Source organism: Dermacoccus sp. SAI-028, from assembly GCF_004346775.1.
Classification (GTDB): domain Bacteria; phylum Actinomycetota; class Actinomycetes; order Actinomycetales; family Dermatophilaceae; genus Dermacoccus; species Dermacoccus nishinomiyaensis.
Genome location: NZ_SMFS01000001.1, coordinates 1,331,495 through 1,349,808, shown reverse-complemented (window position 1 = coordinate 1,349,808; position 18,314 = coordinate 1,331,495). Strand labels below are relative to the sequence as shown.

17 protein-coding genes and 1 riboswitch are annotated in these 18,314 nt (G+C 68.8%); of the genes, 7 read left to right on the top strand and 10 right to left on the bottom strand.

What is annotated here, in order from left to right:
* Positions 1-13: 13 nt before the first annotated feature.
* Together dxs and EDC82_RS06170 are read right to left on the bottom strand one after the other, a co-directional pair.
* Positions 14-2,050, bottom strand: a complete 2,037-nt coding sequence (gene dxs / locus EDC82_RS06175) for a 1-deoxy-D-xylulose-5-phosphate synthase (RefSeq protein ID WP_074039194.1) — start codon at positions 2,048-2,050, stop codon at positions 14-16.
* Positions 2,051-2,222: 172 nt separating this feature from the next.
* Complete coding sequence (locus EDC82_RS06170) at positions 2,223-2,600, bottom strand: hypothetical protein (RefSeq protein WP_074039193.1); 378 nt, start codon at positions 2,598-2,600, stop codon at positions 2,223-2,225.
* Positions 2,601-2,711: 111 nt separating this feature from the next.
* A riboswitch (TPP riboswitch) is annotated at positions 2,712-2,817 on the top strand.
* On the opposite strand from EDC82_RS06170, the gene EDC82_RS06165 reads away from it, so the two are divergent.
* A complete protein-coding gene (locus EDC82_RS06165) occupies positions 2,811-4,139 on the top strand; it encodes an MFS transporter (RefSeq protein ID WP_131940892.1) in 1,329 nt (442 codons plus the stop codon). (Overlaps the previous riboswitch by 7 nt.)
* A gap of 83 nt (positions 4,140-4,222) precedes the next feature.
* Positions 4,223-4,861 carry a hypothetical protein gene (locus tag EDC82_RS06160; protein ID WP_038567868.1) on the top strand — a complete coding sequence of 213 codons (639 nt, stop codon included), beginning with the start codon at positions 4,223-4,225 and terminating at the stop codon, positions 4,859-4,861.
* Positions 4,862-5,083: 222 nt separating this feature from the next.
* Here EDC82_RS06160 and EDC82_RS06155 read toward each other — a convergent pair whose 3' ends face one another.
* The gene (locus EDC82_RS06155) at positions 5,084-5,737 is read right to left on the bottom strand and encodes a D-alanyl-D-alanine carboxypeptidase family protein (RefSeq protein ID WP_160126196.1); all 654 of its coding nucleotides are present in this window, start codon (positions 5,735-5,737) and stop codon (positions 5,084-5,086) included.
* Positions 5,738-6,090: 353 nt separating this feature from the next.
* Here EDC82_RS06155 and EDC82_RS06150 point away from each other — a divergent pair, with 353 nt between their 5' ends.
* The 3 genes from EDC82_RS06150 to EDC82_RS06140 all read left to right on the top strand — a co-directional run bounded on the left by EDC82_RS06150 (position 6,091) and on the right by EDC82_RS06140 (position 9,433).
* Entirely contained in the window at positions 6,091-6,798 is a 708-nt protein-coding gene (locus EDC82_RS06150) for a B3/4 domain-containing protein (RefSeq protein ID WP_131940888.1), read from the top strand.
* A 179-nt stretch (positions 6,799-6,977) separates the two neighbouring features.
* The gene (locus tag EDC82_RS06145; RefSeq protein ID WP_131940886.1) at positions 6,978-8,477 is read left to right on the top strand and encodes an AMP-binding protein; all 1,500 of its coding nucleotides are present in this window, start codon (positions 6,978-6,980) and stop codon (positions 8,475-8,477) included.
* Positions 8,474-9,433: a phosphotriesterase gene (locus EDC82_RS06140; RefSeq protein ID WP_131940884.1), complete on the top strand. Its 960-nt coding sequence runs from the start codon at positions 8,474-8,476 to the stop codon at positions 9,431-9,433. Before EDC82_RS06145 ends, EDC82_RS06140 begins: the two co-directional genes overlap by 4 nt.
* Before the next feature lie 180 nt (positions 9,434-9,613).
* On the opposite strand, the gene EDC82_RS06135 is transcribed toward EDC82_RS06140, so the two are convergent.
* The 4 genes from EDC82_RS06135 to EDC82_RS06120 form a co-directional block, all read right to left on the bottom strand.
* Entirely contained in the window at positions 9,614-9,943 is a 330-nt protein-coding gene (locus EDC82_RS06135; protein WP_131940882.1) for a VOC family protein, read from the bottom strand.
* Positions 9,944-10,043: 100 nt separating this feature from the next.
* A complete protein-coding gene (locus tag EDC82_RS06130; protein WP_131940880.1) occupies positions 10,044-10,196 on the bottom strand; it encodes a CopG family transcriptional regulator in 153 nt (50 codons plus the stop codon).
* A 142-nt stretch (positions 10,197-10,338) separates the two neighbouring features.
* On the bottom strand, positions 10,339-13,191 hold the full coding sequence (gene acnA / locus EDC82_RS06125) for an aconitate hydratase AcnA (protein WP_186316809.1): 2,853 nt from the start codon (positions 13,189-13,191) through the stop codon (positions 10,339-10,341).
* A gap of 205 nt (positions 13,192-13,396) precedes the next feature.
* Positions 13,397-14,680: a class I SAM-dependent RNA methyltransferase gene (locus EDC82_RS06120; protein ID WP_131940876.1), complete on the bottom strand. Its 1,284-nt coding sequence runs from the start codon at positions 14,678-14,680 to the stop codon at positions 13,397-13,399.
* 84 nt (positions 14,681-14,764) lie between these two features.
* On the opposite strand from EDC82_RS06120, the gene EDC82_RS06115 reads away from it, so the two are divergent.
* Positions 14,765-15,505, top strand: a complete 741-nt coding sequence (locus EDC82_RS06115) for a TrkA family potassium uptake protein (RefSeq protein WP_006945206.1) — start codon at positions 14,765-14,767, stop codon at positions 15,503-15,505.
* Positions 15,506-15,546: 41 nt separating this feature from the next.
* Positions 15,547-16,248 (top strand): TrkA family potassium uptake protein, encoded by a 702-nt coding sequence (locus tag EDC82_RS06110; RefSeq protein WP_062255865.1) that lies wholly within the window; start codon positions 15,547-15,549, stop codon positions 16,246-16,248.
* A gap of 31 nt (positions 16,249-16,279) precedes the next feature.
* Here EDC82_RS06110 and EDC82_RS06105 read toward each other — a convergent pair whose 3' ends face one another.
* Genes EDC82_RS06105 through EDC82_RS06095 form a run of 3 tightly spaced genes read right to left on the bottom strand, consistent with a single transcriptional unit; the run spans position 16,280 to position 18,314 of the window.
* Positions 16,280-17,053 (bottom strand): DUF3159 domain-containing protein, encoded by a 774-nt coding sequence (locus tag EDC82_RS06105; protein ID WP_062255867.1) that lies wholly within the window; start codon positions 17,051-17,053, stop codon positions 16,280-16,282.
* The gene (locus tag EDC82_RS06100) at positions 17,050-17,448 is read right to left on the bottom strand and encodes an OB-fold nucleic acid binding domain-containing protein (protein ID WP_051805820.1); all 399 of its coding nucleotides are present in this window, start codon (positions 17,446-17,448) and stop codon (positions 17,050-17,052) included. Before EDC82_RS06100 ends, EDC82_RS06105 begins: the two co-directional genes overlap by 4 nt.
* Complete coding sequence (locus EDC82_RS06095) at positions 17,448-18,314, bottom strand: DUF3710 domain-containing protein (RefSeq protein ID WP_131940874.1); 867 nt, start codon at positions 18,312-18,314, stop codon at positions 17,448-17,450. Before EDC82_RS06095 ends, EDC82_RS06100 begins: the two co-directional genes overlap by 1 nt.

The following is an 18,314-nucleotide window of genomic DNA, read 5'->3' as shown; positions in this document are numbered from 1 at the left end:
GTCGTTCGGCCGCTCAGTCGATGTCGGCGTGAGCGGCGACCGGCATGGCGTCCCCGAGATCACCCGTCGCACCGGCATCACGTCCCGCGGCCGGCGTGCCTGCGTCACCGTCGCGGGTGCTTGCACCGCCGTCAGGCGCGTGTGCACCACCGTCGTACGCATCGGCGCGCGTGAGTCCTGCGTCGTCGCGCCCGAGAGCGTCGACGATGTCGGCGGCCGTCAGCCCCACGGTCGCGAGCACCTCGCCGCGCGAGGCGTGGACGAGGAACTCCTTGGGAATGCCGAACGTGTCGAGCGGCGTGCGCACACCGGCTTCACGCAGGCGTCGCGCGACGGCGCTGCCGACGCCCGCCTCGACGAGGTTGTCCTCGATGACGACGACCCGGCCCGCGGCGCGGGCGAGGTCGACGAGTTCGTCGGCCACCGGGTAGGTCCAGCGCGGGTCGATGACCTGGACGCGACGGCCCCGATCGGTGAGCAGATCGGCGACGCCGAGTGCCGTCGAGACCATCGACCCGACACCGACGACCAGCACGTCCACGCCGTCGCCGCCGTCGGGTTCACGCATGACGTCGAGGCGACCGAGACGTCTCTCGGCGACGAGCGGGTCGGCGACGTCGCCCTTGGGGAAGCGGATGACGCTCGGCGCGTCGTCGATGTCGACGGCCTCGCGCAGCAGTTCGCGCACCTGTGCGCCGTCGCGCGGGGCGGCGAGGTGCAGGCCGGGCACGATCGAGCAGATCGACATGTCCCACATGCCGTTGTGCGAGGCGCCGTCGGAGCCGGTGACGCCGGCACGGTCGAGCACGAACGTCACGCCCTGACGGTGCAGTGCGGTGTCCATGAGCAGCTGGTCGAACGCGCGGTTGAGGAAAGTCGCGTAGACGGCGACGACGGGGTGCAGGCCGCCGTACGACAACCCGGACGCCATCGTGACGGCGTGCTGCTCGGCGATGCCGACGTCGAACACGCGCTCGGGGTACTTCTTCGCGAACCCGTCGAGCCCGACGGGGATGAGCATGGCAGCCGTGATGGCGACGATGTCGTCGCGCTCGGCGCCGAGGGCGACCATCTCGTCGCTGAACTCGTCGGTCCAGATGCGGCCACTCACCTCGAACGGCAGGCCCGTCTCGGGGTTGAACTTGCCGATGCCGTGCCACTGGTCGGCCTCGTCGGAGAACGCGGGCTCGTAGCCGCGGCCCTTCTGCGTGATGACGTGCACGAGGGTCGGCCGGCCGTAGTCGCGAGCGCGGCGCAGCGCGGCCTCGACAGCCGCCTCGTCATGCCCGTCGATCGGGCCGAGGTACTTGATGCCGAGGCTCTCGAAGACGCCCGTGTCGGGGTAGACGATGTCCTTGAGACCACGCTTCACGCCGTGCAGCGCCTCGTACATCTTCGTCCCGACCTTCGGCGTCGCCTGCAGGCGGTTCTTGCCCCAGTCGAGCACCTGGTCGTAGGTGTGCATCGTGCGCATCGTCGCGAGGTGGTGCGCCATCCCGCCGATCGTCGGGGCATAGGAGCGCTCGTTGTCGTTGAGGACGATGACGAGCGGCAGGTCGGCGTCGGCGGAGATGTTGTTGAGTGCCTCCCACGCCATGCCGCCGGTCAGGGCGCCGTCACCGATGACGGCGACGGTGTGACGGTCGCTCTCACCCTTGAGGCGGCGCGCCTTGGCGATGCCCTCGGCCCAGCTCAGCGACGTCGAGGCGTGCGAGTTCTCGACGACGTCGTGCTCGGACTCCTCGCGGCTCGGGTAACCCGACAGGCCGCCGGATTTCTTGAGCTTGCTGAAGTCATGGCGGCCGGTGAGCAGTTTGTGGACGTAGCTCTGGTGGCCGGTGTCGAAGACGAACGTGTCCTTCGGCGAGTCGAAGACACGGTGCATCGCGATGCTCAATTCGACGACACCCAGGTTGGGGCCCAGATGCCCACCCGTCTTGGAGACGGATTCGACGAGGAACTGACGGATCTCGGCGGCGAGCGCGTCGAGCTCCTCGGCGGGGATTCGCTTGAGATCGTCCGGACCCGAGATGGTTTCCAGCAGCGTCACGTCTCACTCAGCCTTTCGAAAGTGCAGTCTCCTGAGTCTAGGTCGTCGACCGCGCAGCCGCCATGCGGGCGGGGGCGCCCTCCCGTCGCGCCACCGTCGGAGCCGGTAGCGCCGTCGGAGATCAAAGGCCGGGACTCTGCCCGCCCACGCACCCGCCCCGAACGCCGGCGCATCACAGCCGAGGGACGAACGTCTTGCCGCGCATCGCCTCGTGCACGAGACGGACGGCGCGCGCCGTGGCACGCAACCGCAGCCCCTCCGCGGACAGGTGCTCCATCACCTGCGGCACCGCGCGCGGTGGCAGCTCGTCGGCGAGGTCGACGCGGATGCGGCGATATGACTCGCGCATCGCGCCGAGTTGAGCGTCGACATGCCACGTCGCCACCCAAGCGAGCGCCACCGGGTGACGGCGCCATGCGTCGTAGGCCCGAAAATCCGAGGGGCACTGATCGAGCAGCCACTGCGTCGCCGCCTCCTGCCACCCCGGTGCACCCGGCGGCGGCACACCTCTCGGCCAGCCCGGAGGGCCGGTGTTCACCTCGTCCGACATGACCCCAGCGTACCCCATTGTTCGAACACGTGTTCTATTTGATGACCGCCCCACGAGACCGCAGACCGGCGCGAGACACGCCCCCGAAGCCAGGTGCTCTGTGGCATGCTGAGCCCGTCACACGGGAGCCCGAGGCGCGGGCTGAGAGGGCATCGCCATGCCGACCGTCCAACCTGATGCGGTTCATGCCGCCGTAGGGAGTGTTCGATCGTGGCTACCCTGACGCCTGCCCCTTCCCCTGCCCACGACGATGCGCCACGCCTGGCGCCGGCCGCCGCCACCCCAGAACGGCGCGAGGCCCGCCGCAGCGCCCTCGTCGGAAACTTCGTCGACCAGTTCGACATCTTCCTGCCCGTCATTGCGCTGGGTGGGGTGCTGTCGACGCGTTCGACGATTCCCGACGGCCTCGTCTTCGCCGCGACACTCCTGGGCCGCCCCCTCGGGGCGTTCATCCTCGGCACCCTGGCCGATCGTCGCGGACGAGCCCGCGTGTCACGCGGCGCACTGCTCGGCCTGAGCGTGTGCACCGGCCTCATGGTGACGCTCCCCCTGCACACCTCGACGTGGGCCGTGGCCGCTCTCCTGGCGTTGCGCTTCGCCGCCGGATTCTTCCTCGGCGGGCAGTACTCCGCGGCCATCCCCCGCGCCCTCGCGCTCACAGAGCCGCAACGACGCGGCCACCTGAGCGGCCTCGTCATGGCGATGTCACCCCTCGCGAACGCCACCATCGCTGCCGCCACGATGATGCTGACGGCCTCACTCGGCGGCGCGTACACCACGTGGGGGTGGCGCCTGCTGTTCGTCGTCGGCGCACTCCTGCCGTTGATCCTGGCCCTCACCGCGAGGTCAGCGCACGCCGGGCCGGCAGGTCACAGCCACTCTCCCCACGAATCCGACAATCGCGATCCCGCCGCGCACGACGCGACCGACGACGAGGAAGAGCGCGTGACGGGCCGTGTCGTGGCCGCATTGTTCACCCTCATGACGGGGCTGTGGTTGTTCACGATGATGGGGGTCTCGGTGCTGACGAGTTCGCTGCGCCCGCACTTCTCCCCCCATGACGTCGGGCTCGTCATGCTCGTCGCGACGGCCGTCAGTGCGCCGACGATGGCCGCGGCGGGTGCCGTCTCGACGCGTGTGGGCCGTTCACGCTTCTTCATGGCGTTCGGAGCACTGGCCTGCATCGCCGCCCCCGCCGCCTATCTCGTGGCAATGCATGCCGCGTCATCGGGCAGCATCGTCGCCACGACGATCGCCGTCGCGGCCGTCCAGATCGTCACCGTCTCCGCCTACGGCCCGGTCGGCGCCTACCTCGCCGAACACTTCCCCGAGTCGCGACGTTCGCGTGGTTACGGCAGCGTCTATTCGGCGTCGATCGTGCTGCCCGGCCTGTACCCGTTCTGGCTGCCCACCGTGACACAGTGGCTCGGCCGTTCGGCCGCCGTCCCGCTCGTGTTTTGCGTCGCGGGCCTCCTCGTCACTCTTGCCCCCGCGTGGATACGCGGAAGTAACGTTGGTGGTTACGAAAAAGTAAGTTGAGTGGGTGAAATCAGCTCGAACCGGTGGCGACGCCGTGATGATCTTGTTAACGTCGTGACTCGGTTCACATCGACTATCGAAGGATGAGCATGTTCACCACACGCCGTACCGCCAAGATCGCCCTCGTCGCCACCGCCGTGGCCGGCACCGTCACGATGGCTGCGCCCGGCGCCCAGGCCGCGACGAGCGACACGACGAAGGACACCATCTGGAACCTCGGCTACGACACGTCGGCGACGACGACGATCAAGAAGTCCGGGCAGTCCTCGACGACGACCGGCTTCACCTTCTCCACCCTCCACGTCGAGAAGGGCGACCTGAGCTCCGACATCATGCTCAAGGACTTCAAGATGCCGGTGAAGCTCGGCAAGCTGCAGATCGCCATCGCGACGATCTCGCAGGAACCCGTCGGCAAGGCCGTCGGAACGATCGACCCGAACACGCACAAGATCGTGCAGACCCAGAAGGTCAACCTCCACATCAAGGATGTCTCGGCCACGGGTAAGGGCCTCATCAACCTCGTCGGCAAGAACTGCCGCACGAGCAGCCCCATCACGCTGACCGTGACGGGCAAGCAGGGTGGCTTGTTCGACCCGATCAACCTCTCGGGCACGTTCACCATCCCGAACTTCGCCAACTGCGGCCTGTCCACGAGCCTCGTCAACAGCCAGGTGGCCGGCCCCGGCAACACGATCAACATGACGCTGACGCCGCACGGCTGATCGCGACCAGCCTCACACGCATCATCTCGGCCGCCGGTACCCCACGGGTGCTGGCGGCCGACGCGTGTCGACTGACGGCAACCGCCACCCGCCCCGATAGCCGCTCGAGCATCACGCACCTGCACGACGAATGTGCGGCACATGCTTCGTGCAGACGCGTAATCGTCGAGCAGCTAATGGCCGGCGCGGTTCACCCAGCGGTTGCAACCTCCGTCACCGTCGTCACCCGACGAAGTTGTAGTGCCACCACTCGGGGTTGGACCCGCGCCGATCCATGTAGTCGGGGCGGTCGAATCCCCAGCGCTTGGAGTTGGCCGTCAGCCACACGTCGTAAGAACGCCCGAAGTACAGAGGCGAGTTGATCGCGTTCGTGCGGGCGATGCCGAAGTCGATCGCGTTGCCCAACCCGTGGTTCGAGGTGCCGGGGACGGCCGCGCGGGGGTAGCCGAGAGTGCGGTACAGCAGCTGCTGGCGGCTCAGGGTGCGGTAGGCCTCGGTGATCGTCAGCGCCACACCGAAACGAGCCTTGAAAGCCGCGGCCAGTCCGAGATATCCGACGGCCGCCGCGCGCGAGAGATACCGCGGCTCGTGCGGCAGGTTGCTGACGTTGACGCTCCAGCTCGGCAGTCGCGTGACGGCCGACATCGGCAGACGGCCGTTCACCGCGCGCGCCGTCGTCGCGACGAGGACTGCGGACGTCACCCACCACCCCTTGAACGCACCCTCGGCGATGCGGAACCACAGGCCGCTCGCGTCGTAGGAGCCTGTCAGCGTCGTGGTGTTCGCCAGCGTCCCGACGATCCGGGCGCGCGGTTCCAGCGTGGGCTGATCGCGCACGTTGACGCGGTAGGAAAGCGTCGCGGTCGTCCGTCGCACGAGGACCGACGTTGCCCCCGCACGGGCCACCTGCCTCGACGCAGGAACCGCTGCGAAAGCCTGCGGCGCCCCGTCGATCACGAGGGCCGTCGTCGCCGCAGCGAGGCCGGCGTGTCGAATCGCGCCACGTCGCGTCAGTGTCTCCATCGCAGAATTCCCCCGTCACTCGTCGGCGCGCTGCCCGCCCCGCCATCAGCCTCTTGAGTGTGACACACATCACCGCGGCGCGGGGGATCGTGCGTCACGCCCGTGAACAGGGGCGCGCTGCGGCAGCCCCGGTGCGGCCACCGCCTCGGGACACAGCCCCACCCGGGGGCACCCACGCCTCGTGCCGTCCGCGCGAGAATGGGCTCATGACTTCTTTCGACGCCTGGCTCGAAGCCGCTTCCATCGATGACTCCGTGCGCGAACTGCGCCCCGATTACCGTGCCGTTCTCGTCGTCGCGCAGGGCCTGCGTGGCGGAGAGTCGAACGAGGAGAGCGAGACGCTGCTGTTCGCCGCAGAGGAGCACGTACGCGGCATGCTCGAGCACACCCCTCCCGAGGAACTGCCGCACATCGCGCCCTGGCGCGACGCGTACCGTGCGTTCGGCGCGAAACCGCTGCGCACACGCAACTCGGCCGAGGCTCTGCTGCGCCGCGCCGACGCGCTCCCCCGCGTCAACGCGCTGACGGATGCCTACAACGCGGTGTCCGTGCGTCACCAGACGCCCCTCGGCGGTGAGGATCTCGACGCCTACGACGGTCCGCTGCGCCTCACGCGCGCCACCGGCGACGAGGAGTTCTCGACGATGTCCACGGGCGCCGAGACGACCGAGCACCCCGATGCCGGCGAAGTCGTATGGCGTGACGACGCCGGCGTCACCTGCCGCCGTTGGAACTGGCGTCAGTGCTATCGCACGCGCCTGACGGACGAGACGACGAACGCGATCTTCATCTGCGATGTCCTCGACGTCGAGCCCGGCGACGGCGAGCAGCGCGCCACCGAGGTGCGCGACGCCCTGTGCGAGGCGCTCGAGGCCGTCAGCCCCGGAGTGACGCTGACGAGCCGCATCCTCTGATCCATCGGCGGCGCCGACGTTGCCCGGGTTTCGCGACATCGGCGCCCCGTTTCCCGGGCAACATCCGGGCGGGCGACGTCACGTCGCGCGTCTGCCGACTCACTAGAACTGCCGAATAACGCCCAAGAGTCGCCTCTCACCTCTACCGTGATTCACATCACGATGACATGAGGTGACGCATGCCGAACATGGCCGACCCGATCTGGACGCACGCGACGAGCGCACCCGAGCGCCCCGCGCTTCGCAGCCCGAGCACGACCTGGAACTACGCCACGCTGCGGGACAAGGTGGCCGCGTTCGCGGGGCATCTACGTGACCGCGGCATCAGCCAGGGCGACCGAGTCCTGCTCATCGCCCCCTCCGTTCCGGAGTTCGCCGTCGCCTACTACGCCGCGCAGGCCGTCGGGGCGATTGCGGTGACTCTCAACACGATGTCCACTCCCGCAGAGATCGAATACGTGGCGACGGACTCGGGCGCTCGGCACATCGTCGCGTGGCACGCGAGCGCCGCGGCTGGCGAACGCGTCGCGAGCAAGCTGACGATGGACCTCGTCATCCTCGATGCCGGCGCCGACGCCGCCACGCGGGCCCCGCTCGACGAGCCGGTCGAGCGCGCTGACGACGACACGGCCATCCAGCTGTACACCTCCGGCACGACCGGCCGCCCCAAGGGGGTGCAGCTGACGGTGGCGAACCTCTTCGCTGTGGCGCGCGCGTTCATCACGCAGCTGAACTTCGCGTCGACGGAGAAGTTCGGTACCGCGCTCCCCCTGTTCCACGTCTTCGGTCAGTGCGTGTGCATGAACACCGTCATGCTGGCCGGCGGGTCGTTCTCGGTGCTCTCTCCCTTCGAACCGCGCGCGATGTTGGCGATGATCCGCGACCACGAGATCAACGTCGTCGCGGGTGTGCCGACGATGTGGAACTACCTCGTCCACGTCGAGGGCGACTTCGGGCCGAAGGACTGCCCCGACCTGCGCCTCGCGGCCTCCGGCGGTGCGAGCCTGCCCGTCGAGGTCATCACCGCCTTCGAGCGTCGCTTCGCCTGCACCATCCTCGAAGGGTACGGCCTGACGGAGACGACGGGCGCCGCGAGCTACCACCGCGACGGCATCGAGCAGCGCGCCGGTACCGTCGGCGTCGCGCTGCCCGACACCGAGATCGTCATCGAGAGCCTCGACGGGGGCCGCGCGCCCGTCGGTGAGGTCGGACAGGTGCTCGTCAAGGGCCCGACGGTCATGAAGGGGTACTGGAACAACGAGGCGGCCACCGCCGCAGACCTGAGCGACGGTTGGCTGCGCACCGGCGACCTGGGCCGTCTGGATGGGGACGGCTACCTGGCGATCGTCGACCGGGCGAAGGACCTCATCATCCGCGGTGGGTACAACGTCTACCCCCGCGAGGTCGAGGAGGTGCTCTACAGCCACCCCGACGTCGTCGAGGCAGCCGTCATCGGCGTGCCGGACGAGCGTTACGGCGAGGAGGTCGCGGCCGTCGTCGTCCTGGCGCCGGGGCGCGAACTGAGCGCCGACGAGCTGCGCGCGTGGCTCAAGGAGCAGCTGTCCGCGTACAAGGTGCCGCACCTCATCCGCTTCGACGACGCGCTGCCCAAGGGCGCCACCGGAAAGATTCTCAAGCGCGCCATCGAATGGACCACCGACGAAGGAGCAACACCATGACGCAGGTCCAGACCGTCACCGGCCCCATCGACGTCGAGCAGATGGGTGCGACTCTCGTCCACGAGCACATCTTCGTGATGAACGAGGAATACCGCCTCAACTACGCCGAGTGGGACGAGCAGGCCCAGATCGCCGACGCCGTCGAGCAGCTGACGCAGCTCGAGGGGCTCGGCATCGACACGATCATGGATCCCACCGTGCTGGGGCTCGGACGCTACATCCCCCGGGTGCAGCGCATCGCGCAGCAGGTGAAGCTGAACATCATCGTCGCGACGGGCGTCTACACCTACAACGAGGTGCCGTTCCAGTTCCACCACAGCGGGCCGGGGCTGCTGTTCGACCAGCCCGAGCCGATGGTGCAGCTCTTCCTGAAGGACCTCAACGACGGCATCGCGGACACCGGAGTGCGTGCCGCATTCCTCAAGTGCGCCATCGAGGAGCAGGGCCTGACGCCCGGCGTCGAACGCGTCATGCGTGCCGTCGGCGCGACGAGCGCGCAGAGCGGCGCGCCGATCACGGTGCACACGCACGCCGCGAGCGAATCGGGGCTCGTCGCGCAACGTGTGCTGGCGGAGGAAGGCGCCGACCTGAGCCGGGTCATCATGGGTCACAGCGGCGACTCGACGGACCTCGACTACCTGTGCCGCCTCGCCGACGCAGGCAGCTACCTCGGCATGGACCGCTTCGGCCTCGACGTGCTGCTGCCCTTCGAAGAGCGCGTCGAAACCGTCGCGGAATTGTGTCGACGTGGGTACACCGAGCGCGTCGTCCTCGCGCATGACGCGTCGTGTTCCATCGACTGGTTTCCCGCCGAGGCACGCAAGGCGGCCGTGCCGAACTGGAACTACCGCCACATCAGCGAGGACGTCCTGCCGGCCCTGCGTGAGCGCGGCGTCGACGATGCTCAGATCACGACGATGCTCGTCGACAACCCGCGCCGCCACTTCGGCGGCTGACCCTGGTGCCGAGCACTCCGGCACCTGCGTCCGCACGAAACCCGCCCGAAGGTTGAGGTGATTCGCGCCTCATGGAGCGCGAATCACCTCAACCTCTCGCGCCGCCGAGGGGCCCGCGGCCTCAGACGGACGCAGCGTCGGCGAGTCGTTCGTAGCCGTAGAAGTCGCGCGGACGTTCGTTCACCCAGACGCGAGGCCCGTCGGGGGCGCTGATGAGCGCGGTGCGCCCATAGGTCTCGCCGACGATCTCACTTCCACCCCGGCCTCGCGGCCCGGGCGCTCGAGGTCGTCGAGCGCGTCGATCTGGAACGACAGCGTGGCACCGCCCGCCCCCGCGTGGACGAGCACCTCGACGCCGCCCACCGCGGCCAGAACGTCATGCGCGGCATCGAGATCGGGGACGACGACCTGCAACGCGCAGGAGCCGACCGGCGCCTCGTCGGAGGCGGCATGCACGCCCAGCAACCCACCGCCCGGCATCTCGAACTCGGCGTACTCGGGCGAGGTCACGACCGGGTCGCCTCCCAAGGCCCGCGCCAGGTCACTCCGTCGCTGGACATCGCCGGTGAACACGAGCTGCCTCACCGCCACGCGCTGCATGCCCTGCTTTTCATCGCTTCTCCTCGAGGTAGTCGCTCACGACGCGCCCGACGAAGGCGGACAGGCTCAGCCCCTCGTCGATGCTGCGGTGCTTGATCTCTCGAACCAGTTCGGCAGGTTGGTAGACGTTGAACTGTGTCTTCTTCAGACGACCCTTGACCATCACCCCTCCTCGTTAGCTTGCTAGCAATGCAGCATGGACGACGACGTTACCGAGTCAGAAGCAGGAAGTTGCTTGACACGACGCGGCCCGGCTCCCCGAAGGGGAACCGGGCCGCGTCGCTCGTGCTGGTGGGTGAGATCGCTCAGGCGGCGTTCTTCACCAGGTTGCGCAGCACGTACTGCAGGATGCCGTCGTTGCGGTAGTAGTCGGCCTCACCGGGGGTGTCGATGCGAACGACCGCGTCGAACTCGATCGGCTCGTCGCCGTCCTTCGACGCGACGACCTTGACCGTCTTCGGCGTCGTGCCCTCGTTGAGCGCCTCGATGCCGGTGATCTCGAACGTCTCGGTGCCGTCGAGGCCCAGGTCGTCCGCGGTCTTGCCGGCAGGGAACTGCAGCGGCAGCACACCCATGCCGATGAGGTTCGAGCGGTGGATGCGCTCGAACGACTCGGCGATGACGGCCTTGACGCCGAGCAGACGCGTGCCCTTGGCAGCCCAGTCGCGCGAGCTACCCGAGCCGTACTCCTTGCCACCGAGGACGACGAGCGGAACGCCGGCCTCCTGGTAGGCCTCGGACGCCTCAAAGATCGTCGTCTGCTCACCACCGTTGAGGAAGTTGCGCGTGAAGCCGCCCTCGACGCCGTCGAGGAGCTGGTTCTTCAGACGGATGTTCGCGAACGTACCGCGCACCATGACCTCGTGGTTGCCGCGACGCGAGCCGTAGGAGTTGAAGTCCTTGCGCTCGACACCACGCTCGGCGAGGTACTTGCCCGCCGGGCTGTCGGCCTTGATGTTGCCGGCGGGGCTGATGTGGTCGGTCGTGACGGAGTCGCCGAGCTTCGCGAGCACGCGAGCGCCCTTGATGTCGGTGACCGGCGTCGTCTCCATCTTCATGCCGTCGAAGTAGTTCGGCTTGCGCACGTACGTCGACTTCTCGTCCCAGGCGAAGGTCTTGCCCTCGGGCGTCTGCAGGCTCTGCCAACGCTCGTCACCGGCGAAGACGTCGGCGTACTCCTTCGTGAACAGGTCCTTCTTGATCGCGCCCTTGATCGCAGCGTCGACCTCCTCGGCGGACGGCCAGATGTCCTTGAGGAACACATCGTTGCCGTCGTTGTCCTTGCCGATGGCGTCGTTCTCGAAGTCGAAGTCCATCGTGCCTGCCAGCGCGTAGGCGATGACGAGCGGCGGGGAGGCGAGGTAGTTCATCTTGACGTCGGGGCTGATGCGGCCCTCAAAGTTGCGGTTACCCGACAGGACGGCCGTCGCGGTGATGTCGTTCGCGTTGATCGCGTCCGAGATCTCCTGCTCGAGCGGACCCGAGTTACCGATGCAGGTCGCGCAGCCGTAACCGACGAGGTAGAAGCCGACCTTCTCGAGGCTCTCCCACAGACCGGCGGCGTCGTAGTACGCGGTGACGACCTTCGAGCCGGGCGCCATCGACGTCTTGACCCACGGCTTGCGCGTCAGACCCTTGTCGGCGGCCTTCTTCGCGAGCAGACCGGCGGCCATCATGACCGACGGGTTCGACGTGTTCGTGCACGACGTGATCGAGGCGATCGCCACGTGACCGTGGTCGAGCGTGAACGAGCGACCGTCGTTCATCTTCACCTCGACCGGCTTCGAGACACGGCCCTCGGCCGACGGCACCGCGGCCTCGACGGGCGTGACGGGCGTGGAGTTGTCGGCCTGCTCGTCGCTGCCCGGCTGCATCGGGTCGGAGGCCGGGAACGTCGTGCCCTCGACGCCGTTGCCCTCGACACCCGAGGTGTAGCTCGGCAGCTGCTCACGGAACGTCTTCTTCGACTCGGACAGGATGATTCGGTCCTGCGGGCGCTTCGGGCCGGCGATCGACGGGACGACATCGCCGAGGTCGAGCTCGAGGTATTCGGAGAAGCGGGGCTCGTTGCTCGGGTCGTGCCACAGGCCCTGCTCCTTGGCGTAGGCCTCGACGAGAGCGACCTGCTCGTCGTCACGGCCCGTCAGGCGCAGGTAGTCGAGCGTGACGTCGTCGATCGGGAAGATCGCACACGTCGAACCGAACTCGGGGCTCATGTTGCCGATCGTCGCGCGGTTGGCGAGCGGAACCTCGGCGACACCGTCGCCGTAGAACTCGACGAACTTGCCGACGACGCCGTGCTTGCGCAGCATCTCGGTGATCGTGAGGACGACGTCCGTGGCTGTGACGCCCGGCTTCGTCGAGCCCATCAGCTTGAAGCCGACGACGCGCGGGATGAGCATGGAGACGGGCTGGCCGAGCATGGCCGCCTCGGCCTCGATGCCGCCGACGCCCCAGCCGAGCACGCCGAGGCCGTTGACCATCGTCGTGTGCGAGTCGGTGCCGACGCAGCTGTCGGGGTAGGCCTTGCCCTCGCGCACCATGACGGTGCGGGCGAGGCGCTCGATGTTGACCTGGTGGACGATGCCCGTGTCCGGCGGGACGACCGCGAACTCGTTGAACGCCGTCTGGCCCCATCGCAGGAACTGGTATCGCTCCTCGTTGCGCTGGTACTCGATCTCGATGTTCTTCTCAAACGCCTGCGGGTTGCCGAAGTCCTCGATGATGACGGAGTGGTCGATGACCATCTCGGCCGGGGCGAGGGGGTTGATCTTCGCCGGGTCGCCGCCGAGGTCGCCGACGGCCTCACGCATCGTGGCGAGGTCGACGACACAGGGAACACCGGTGAAGTCCTGCATGATCACGCGCGCCGGCGTGAACTGGATCTCGGTGTCGGGGTCGGCGTTCTCGTCCCAGTTGCCCAGAGCAGCGATCTGCTCCTTCGTGACGTTCGCGCCGTCCTCGGTGCGCAGCAGGTTCTCGAGGAGAACCTTGAGGCTGTACGGGAGGTTCTTGCTGCCCTCGACCGTGTTGATGCGGTAGATCTCGTAGCTGTTCGAGCCAACCTCAAGGCTGCCCTTTGCTCCGAAGCTGTCCGTGCTCTGACTCACGCCGACTCCTTCGTCTGTTGCCTGGGCACGCACCCCTCGGGCACGCATCCCGCGTCATTTATCTTGACGTCAAGATAATCAAATCACACGCCGGGAACTGGCCTCAGCAAAGGCATGCCTAACTTAGACAGCCCCGTCGTGACGCCGCTCTCACGATCGATCGTAGGCCGATCCGACGCGCCTGTCTGCCCGTGCGCACACTTGGTCGCGCCTGTTCCTGCTCACTGCGTGCGCGCCGAAGAACGGCTGACGATCAACCCCGCGGACGCAGCGTCGCGATGCACTCGACGTGCTGCGTCATCGGGAACGCGTCGAAGCCGCGCAGGTTCGTCAGCTCGTACCCGTGCGACACGAAGTAGCCGAGGTCGCGCGCGAGCGCCGCCGGGTCGCACGCCACGTACGTGACGACGCGCGGTGTAAGGCCGACGATCGTCGCGACGACATCGCGTCCGGCACCGGCGCGCGGCGGGTCGAGGACGACGACGTCGGCGCGCTCCAGCGGCAGGCGCGCCTTCTCCACGGGTGAGGTGACGAGGTCGACGTGGCGCGCACCGCCCATGTTGGTGCGCGCGTGGTCGACTGCGTCCGCGTCGGCTTCGACACCGACGACGCGCCCGTCAGGCCCGACGAGGTCGGCGAGCGCCCGCGTGAACAGGCCGACACCGCAGTACAGATCGAGGGCGCTCTCCCCCGGCTGCGGGTCGGTCTCGTCGATGACGGCGTCGAGGAACGTCGCCGCGGCGCCCGGGTGCACCTGCCAGAAACCGCGGGCACTGACGTCGAACTCCGCACTGCCGTGCGCCGATTCGACGACCTCGCGGACGGTCGGCGTCATCTCACCCTTCGGCTGAGGCAGTTCGATGCCGATGATGTCGTCGCCGACACTCGGGCGCACCAGGTCGAACCCGGTGACGCCGGCGTCGAAGCGTTCGTGCAGGGCGGGCGTGAACCCGGCATCAGCGATGAGGCAGTCGTCGATCTCGACGAGGCGGTGCGAGCGGTGCTCACGCAGTCCGGCCACGCCACCGTCGACGGCGAGTTCCAGGCGGGTGCGCCAGCGCAGACCTTCGGCTATCGGGCCGTCACCGTGCAGGGCCTCGACGGTGAAGTCGGGGAAGCGTGCGTCGACATCGAGCTTCGCGATGCGGGCGAGCTGTTCGCGCACGACGTCGGCCTTGAGGCGGCGCTGCGCGTCGAGACTCGCGTGCTGCCAGTCGCAGCCCCCACACAGGCCCGGCCCGGAGAACGAGCACGGCGGCGTCACCCGATCCGGTGAGGCGCCGAGGATCTCGATGGCGTCGGCGCGCAGGAACTTGGACTCGCTCGTGCCGTCCGTGATGCGCGCGACGACGCGCTCCCCCGGCAGCGCGTGACGCACGAACACGACGCGCCCGTCGTGACGCGCGACGCAGTGACCACCGTGCGCGACGTTCTCGACGTCGAGCTCGAGGCGCTGCCCCTCCATCGCAGTGCCCTTGCGGGTGCGTCGACGGTTCTGCGCGCTGCGGCGCCCGGGTGCGGTGCGAGAGGTTGCCATACGCCCCAGGGTTCCTGTCGTCGCCGCGAAACGCAACGAAGGTGGGCTTGGCTCGGATGGACACGGCTTCGATAAGGTCGAAGCGTGCACTACGTCATCATGGGTTGCGGTCGCGTCGGCTCCTACCTCGCGCGCAACCTCCAGGACGCCGGCCACTCCGTCGCCGTCGTCGACCGCGACGAGGCGGCGTTCCGTCGCCTGCCGAGCTCGTTCGAGGGCAGGCGTGTCGTCGGCATCGGTTTCGACCGCGACACCCTCGTCGCCGCGGGCATCGAGCAGGCGTATGCGTTCGCCGCCGTGTCCAGCGGCGACAACTCGAACATCCTCGCCGCACGCGTCGCGCGCGAGACGTACGGCGTCGACCACGTCGTCGCCCGTATCTACGACCCGGGCCGCGCCGAGATCTACGAGCGCCTCGGCATCCCGACCGTCGCGACGGTGCGCTGGGCCGCCGACCAGGTGATGCGGCGGCTCGTACCGCAGCAGGCCGTCACGGTCCACCAGGACCGTACGGGCAGCGTCAGCATCGTCGACATGCCCGTGGACGCCGCGTGGATCGGCACCCGCTACCGCGACCTCGAAGCCGCGACGGGCACGCGCGTCGCGTACGTCGCGCGCACCGGCACGGCGCTGCTTCCGCGCGAGGATCTCGTGCATCAGGACGGCGACACCGTGCATCTCGTCCTCGCCACCCGCGACGTCGAGCGTGTCGAGGCCGTGCTCGCGGCACCGCCGTCGAGCATCACGGGTGTGCGCCCTGCGTCGTCAGGAACCGCGTCCTCCGGACATGCAGAAGCGTCCAACCCGACGACCCGCCGGCCCTGAGTCGACCCGCCGCCCGTCCGATCCGAACCGAAAGGCCCAGCATGCGCGTCGTCCTCGTCGGAGCAGGCAGCGTCGGACGTTCCATCGCCCGCGAACTACTGCTCAACGACCACCAGGTGCTACTCATCGACAAGTACGCTCGCGAGTCCCGCGTGCAGTCGATTCCGGAGGCCACCTGGCTGCTCGCCGACGCGTGCGAGGTCACGACGCTGCACGAGGCCCAGCTCGAGGCAGCCGACGTCGTGGTCTGCGCGACCGGTGACGACAAGGTCAATCTCGTCGTCTCTCTGCTCGCCAAGACCGAGTTCGGCGTGCCGCGCACCGTCGCACGCGTCAACAACCCGAAGAACGAGTGGATGTTCGACGACGGCTGGGGCGTCGACGTCGCCGTCTCGACGCCGCGGCTCATGACGGCGCTCGTCGAGGAGGCCGTCAGCGTCGGTGACCTCGTGCGCCTGTTCGAGTTCCAGCAGGGCAAAGCGACGATGGTCGAGCTGACGCTGCCCGCTCACGCGCCGTTCGTCGGCAGCCGCGTCGACGAGGTGCACCTGCCCGCCGACTGCGTGCTCGTCGGCATCATCCGCGACCAGCTGCCCATCGCACCGAGCCCCCACGACACCCTGCATGCCCTCGACGAACTGCTGTTCCTCGCGACCCCGTCGGCCGAGCGCGAGCTCGCGGCGACGCTGACGGGCCGGCGCCCCGAGGAGATCTCGACGGTGCACTCCGGCCCGCAGGCCTGAGGCCGCTCCGGGCTCGCGGCAGCGACGTTCGTCAGCGACCCTCGTCGACCTCGGCGGGCCGGATGTTCCTCCCGCGCCCGAGGTTCTCCTCACGGGCGATGTCTTCGACGTGCTCGGCGTGTTCAAGGCGCTCGTGGCCCTCGGGGTCGTCGTGCAGCAGCGGGTCGTGCGACTCGAGCGGCGTCTCACCCTTGACGAGCAACAACACCATGAGCCCGAGCGCCGCGAGGTACAGCGGCCAACCGAGCACGATCTTGCAGACGCCGAGCGCGGTGACGTCGTCGGCGAGGTACAGCGGCACCATGACGGCGAGACGGATGGCGAACAGCGCTGCGAACACCCACGTCAGGCGCGTGCAGACGCGCACCATCGAGTGGCTGCGCTGCCATGCCGTCGGGTCGTCCTTGAGGTTCGGGTCGCCGCCCGCGACGATGAAGCCCACGAGCGGCCAGCGCACGGCGATCGACAGCACGCTGATCGCGAGCATGACGCCGCCCTGGATGAGCCCAGGCAGGAACACGTCGGAGGCGTGCCCGGAGCGCTTCGCGAGGAACGCCGCGAGGGCCGTCGCGAACGCCGCCATGAGCACGAACCTCAGCGTCTGACGCTGCACGAGACGCAGTAGCGCGGCGAGGACGAGAACGGCGCCGGCGGCCAGCAACGCGGCGTTGAGGTTCTTCGTCGCCGTCCACACGATGACGAAGGCGACGGTCGGCAGCGCGGCCTCACAGGAACCGCGCCAGCCGCCCATCGCGGTCGACAACCGCTCGCGGATGACGGCCTCGACGGTGTTCGGTGCGTTCACGGCTGCTCCTCGGTGCGTGGGCTCGGCACCAGTTCGTACGCGGGGTTGAAGATGGCAGGCCGGGTGCGGTGCGTCGCGGCGAGACCGCGCGCCCGCACGACGACACCGGGCTCGATGCCGCCGATGTGGCGTCGCCCCAACCACACGAGCGCGACCTCGTCGCCGTCCGCCTCGCGGACCTGGGCGACGACGGCGGGCACGTGACCGTCCGCGGCTCGCTCGTCGACGGAGGCGATGACGCCCTCGACGACGCGCGGTGTGCGCACCGGCGCGAGGCCCGGCATCGACGCCGGTTCGCGTTCCGGTGGCGAGTCGAGGCGGTGCGAGCCTCGCCGGCGCTCGACGCGGCGTCGCAACCCGGTGGGCGCGACGCGGCGCGCGAGCCACGGACGCATCAGCGGGTCTCCGTGATCTCCGGGCCGCGCTCGAGGGGGCCGACGGTGGAGGCGTCGGTGTGCTGTTCGTGCTCCTGCGCGCTCGCCTGAGCCTGCGCCATGAGCTCGGGCGGCAACGTCAGTTCGAGCAGTTCGCGCGGGGCGCGCGGGTCGGAACCACGGTGCACGACGACGGTGCGGACGAACTCCATCGCGCGGGCTGCGGCCTCGTCGTCAGTGGCTGCGTCACCGGAGAAGACGGCGCGCAGGAACCAGCGCGGGCCGTCGACGCCGACGAAACGAGCCGGCGAGAACGTCGTGCGTCCGTCGGGTCCCTGGCTGGGCATCCGCACGTGCAGTTCCGTGCCGAGCGGTCCGTCGACCTCCTCGGCCGTGCCTCCGCCGGCGACGATCGCCTCGGCGATCTCGCGCCGGATGCCGTACCAGACGCCCGTCGTCTTGGGCGCGGCGAACACCTGCAGCTGCACCGCAGACGTGCCGGCCTCGCCGAAGACGGCCGTCATGCCCGTGAGGGTCTGGGACGTCTCGTCGACGTCGAGGCGCAACTCGATGTCCGCGGTCGGCACGAGGCGCAGCGAACCGAAGTCCATCTCATCGCGCGTCGGGGCCGAGGCGGAGTCGAAGGGGCCGTCGCTCAGGTCGACCTCCTCCCGCGGACGCAGCTTCGAACGGCGTCGGCGCGCAGCCTCGTCGTCCTCGGCGCTCGGCTCGTCGAGGTCGACAGCCTCGGCATCGAGGTCGCCGGCGTCGAGGTCATCAACGTCCGTGGAAGCGTCGTCAGCGGGCGTGGTCGGTTCGACCTCTTCGCTCGTCGCAGCGTCCTGCGCCGCGTCGGCGCCCTTCTTGCGTCGTCCGAAAACGGCCAT

Excerpts from the sequence above, each read along its gene's own strand:
- EDC82_RS06170 (WP_074039193.1), bottom strand. The coding sequence starts at position 2,600 with ATGTCGGACGAGGTGAACACCGGCCCTCCGGGCTGGCCGAGAGGTGTG.
- EDC82_RS06160 (WP_038567868.1), top strand. The coding sequence starts at position 4,223 with ATGAGCATGTTCACCACACGCCGTACCGCCAAGATCGCCCTCGTCGCC.
- EDC82_RS06150 (WP_131940888.1), top strand. The coding sequence starts at position 6,091 with ATGACTTCTTTCGACGCCTGGCTCGAAGCCGCTTCCATCGATGACTCC.
- EDC82_RS06145 (WP_131940886.1), top strand. The coding sequence starts at position 6,978 with ATGCCGAACATGGCCGACCCGATCTGGACGCACGCGACGAGCGCACCC.
- EDC82_RS06140 (WP_131940884.1), top strand. The coding sequence starts at position 8,474 with ATGACGCAGGTCCAGACCGTCACCGGCCCCATCGACGTCGAGCAGATG.
- EDC82_RS06130 (WP_131940880.1), bottom strand. The coding sequence starts at position 10,196 with ATGGTCAAGGGTCGTCTGAAGAAGACACAGTTCAACGTCTACCAACCT.
- acnA (WP_186316809.1), bottom strand. The coding sequence starts at position 13,191 with ATGCGTGCCCGAGGGGTGCGTGCCCAGGCAACAGACGAAGGAGTCGGC.
- EDC82_RS06120 (WP_131940876.1), bottom strand. The coding sequence starts at position 14,680 with ATGGCAACCTCTCGCACCGCACCCGGGCGCCGCAGCGCGCAGAACCGT.
- EDC82_RS06110 (WP_062255865.1), top strand. The coding sequence starts at position 15,547 with ATGCGCGTCGTCCTCGTCGGAGCAGGCAGCGTCGGACGTTCCATCGCC.
- EDC82_RS06100 (WP_051805820.1), bottom strand. The coding sequence starts at position 17,448 with ATGCGTCCGTGGCTCGCGCGCCGCGTCGCGCCCACCGGGTTGCGACGC.
- EDC82_RS06095 (WP_131940874.1), bottom strand. The coding sequence starts at position 18,314 with ATGGCCGTTTTCGGACGACGCAAGAAGGGCGCCGACGCGGCGCAGGAC.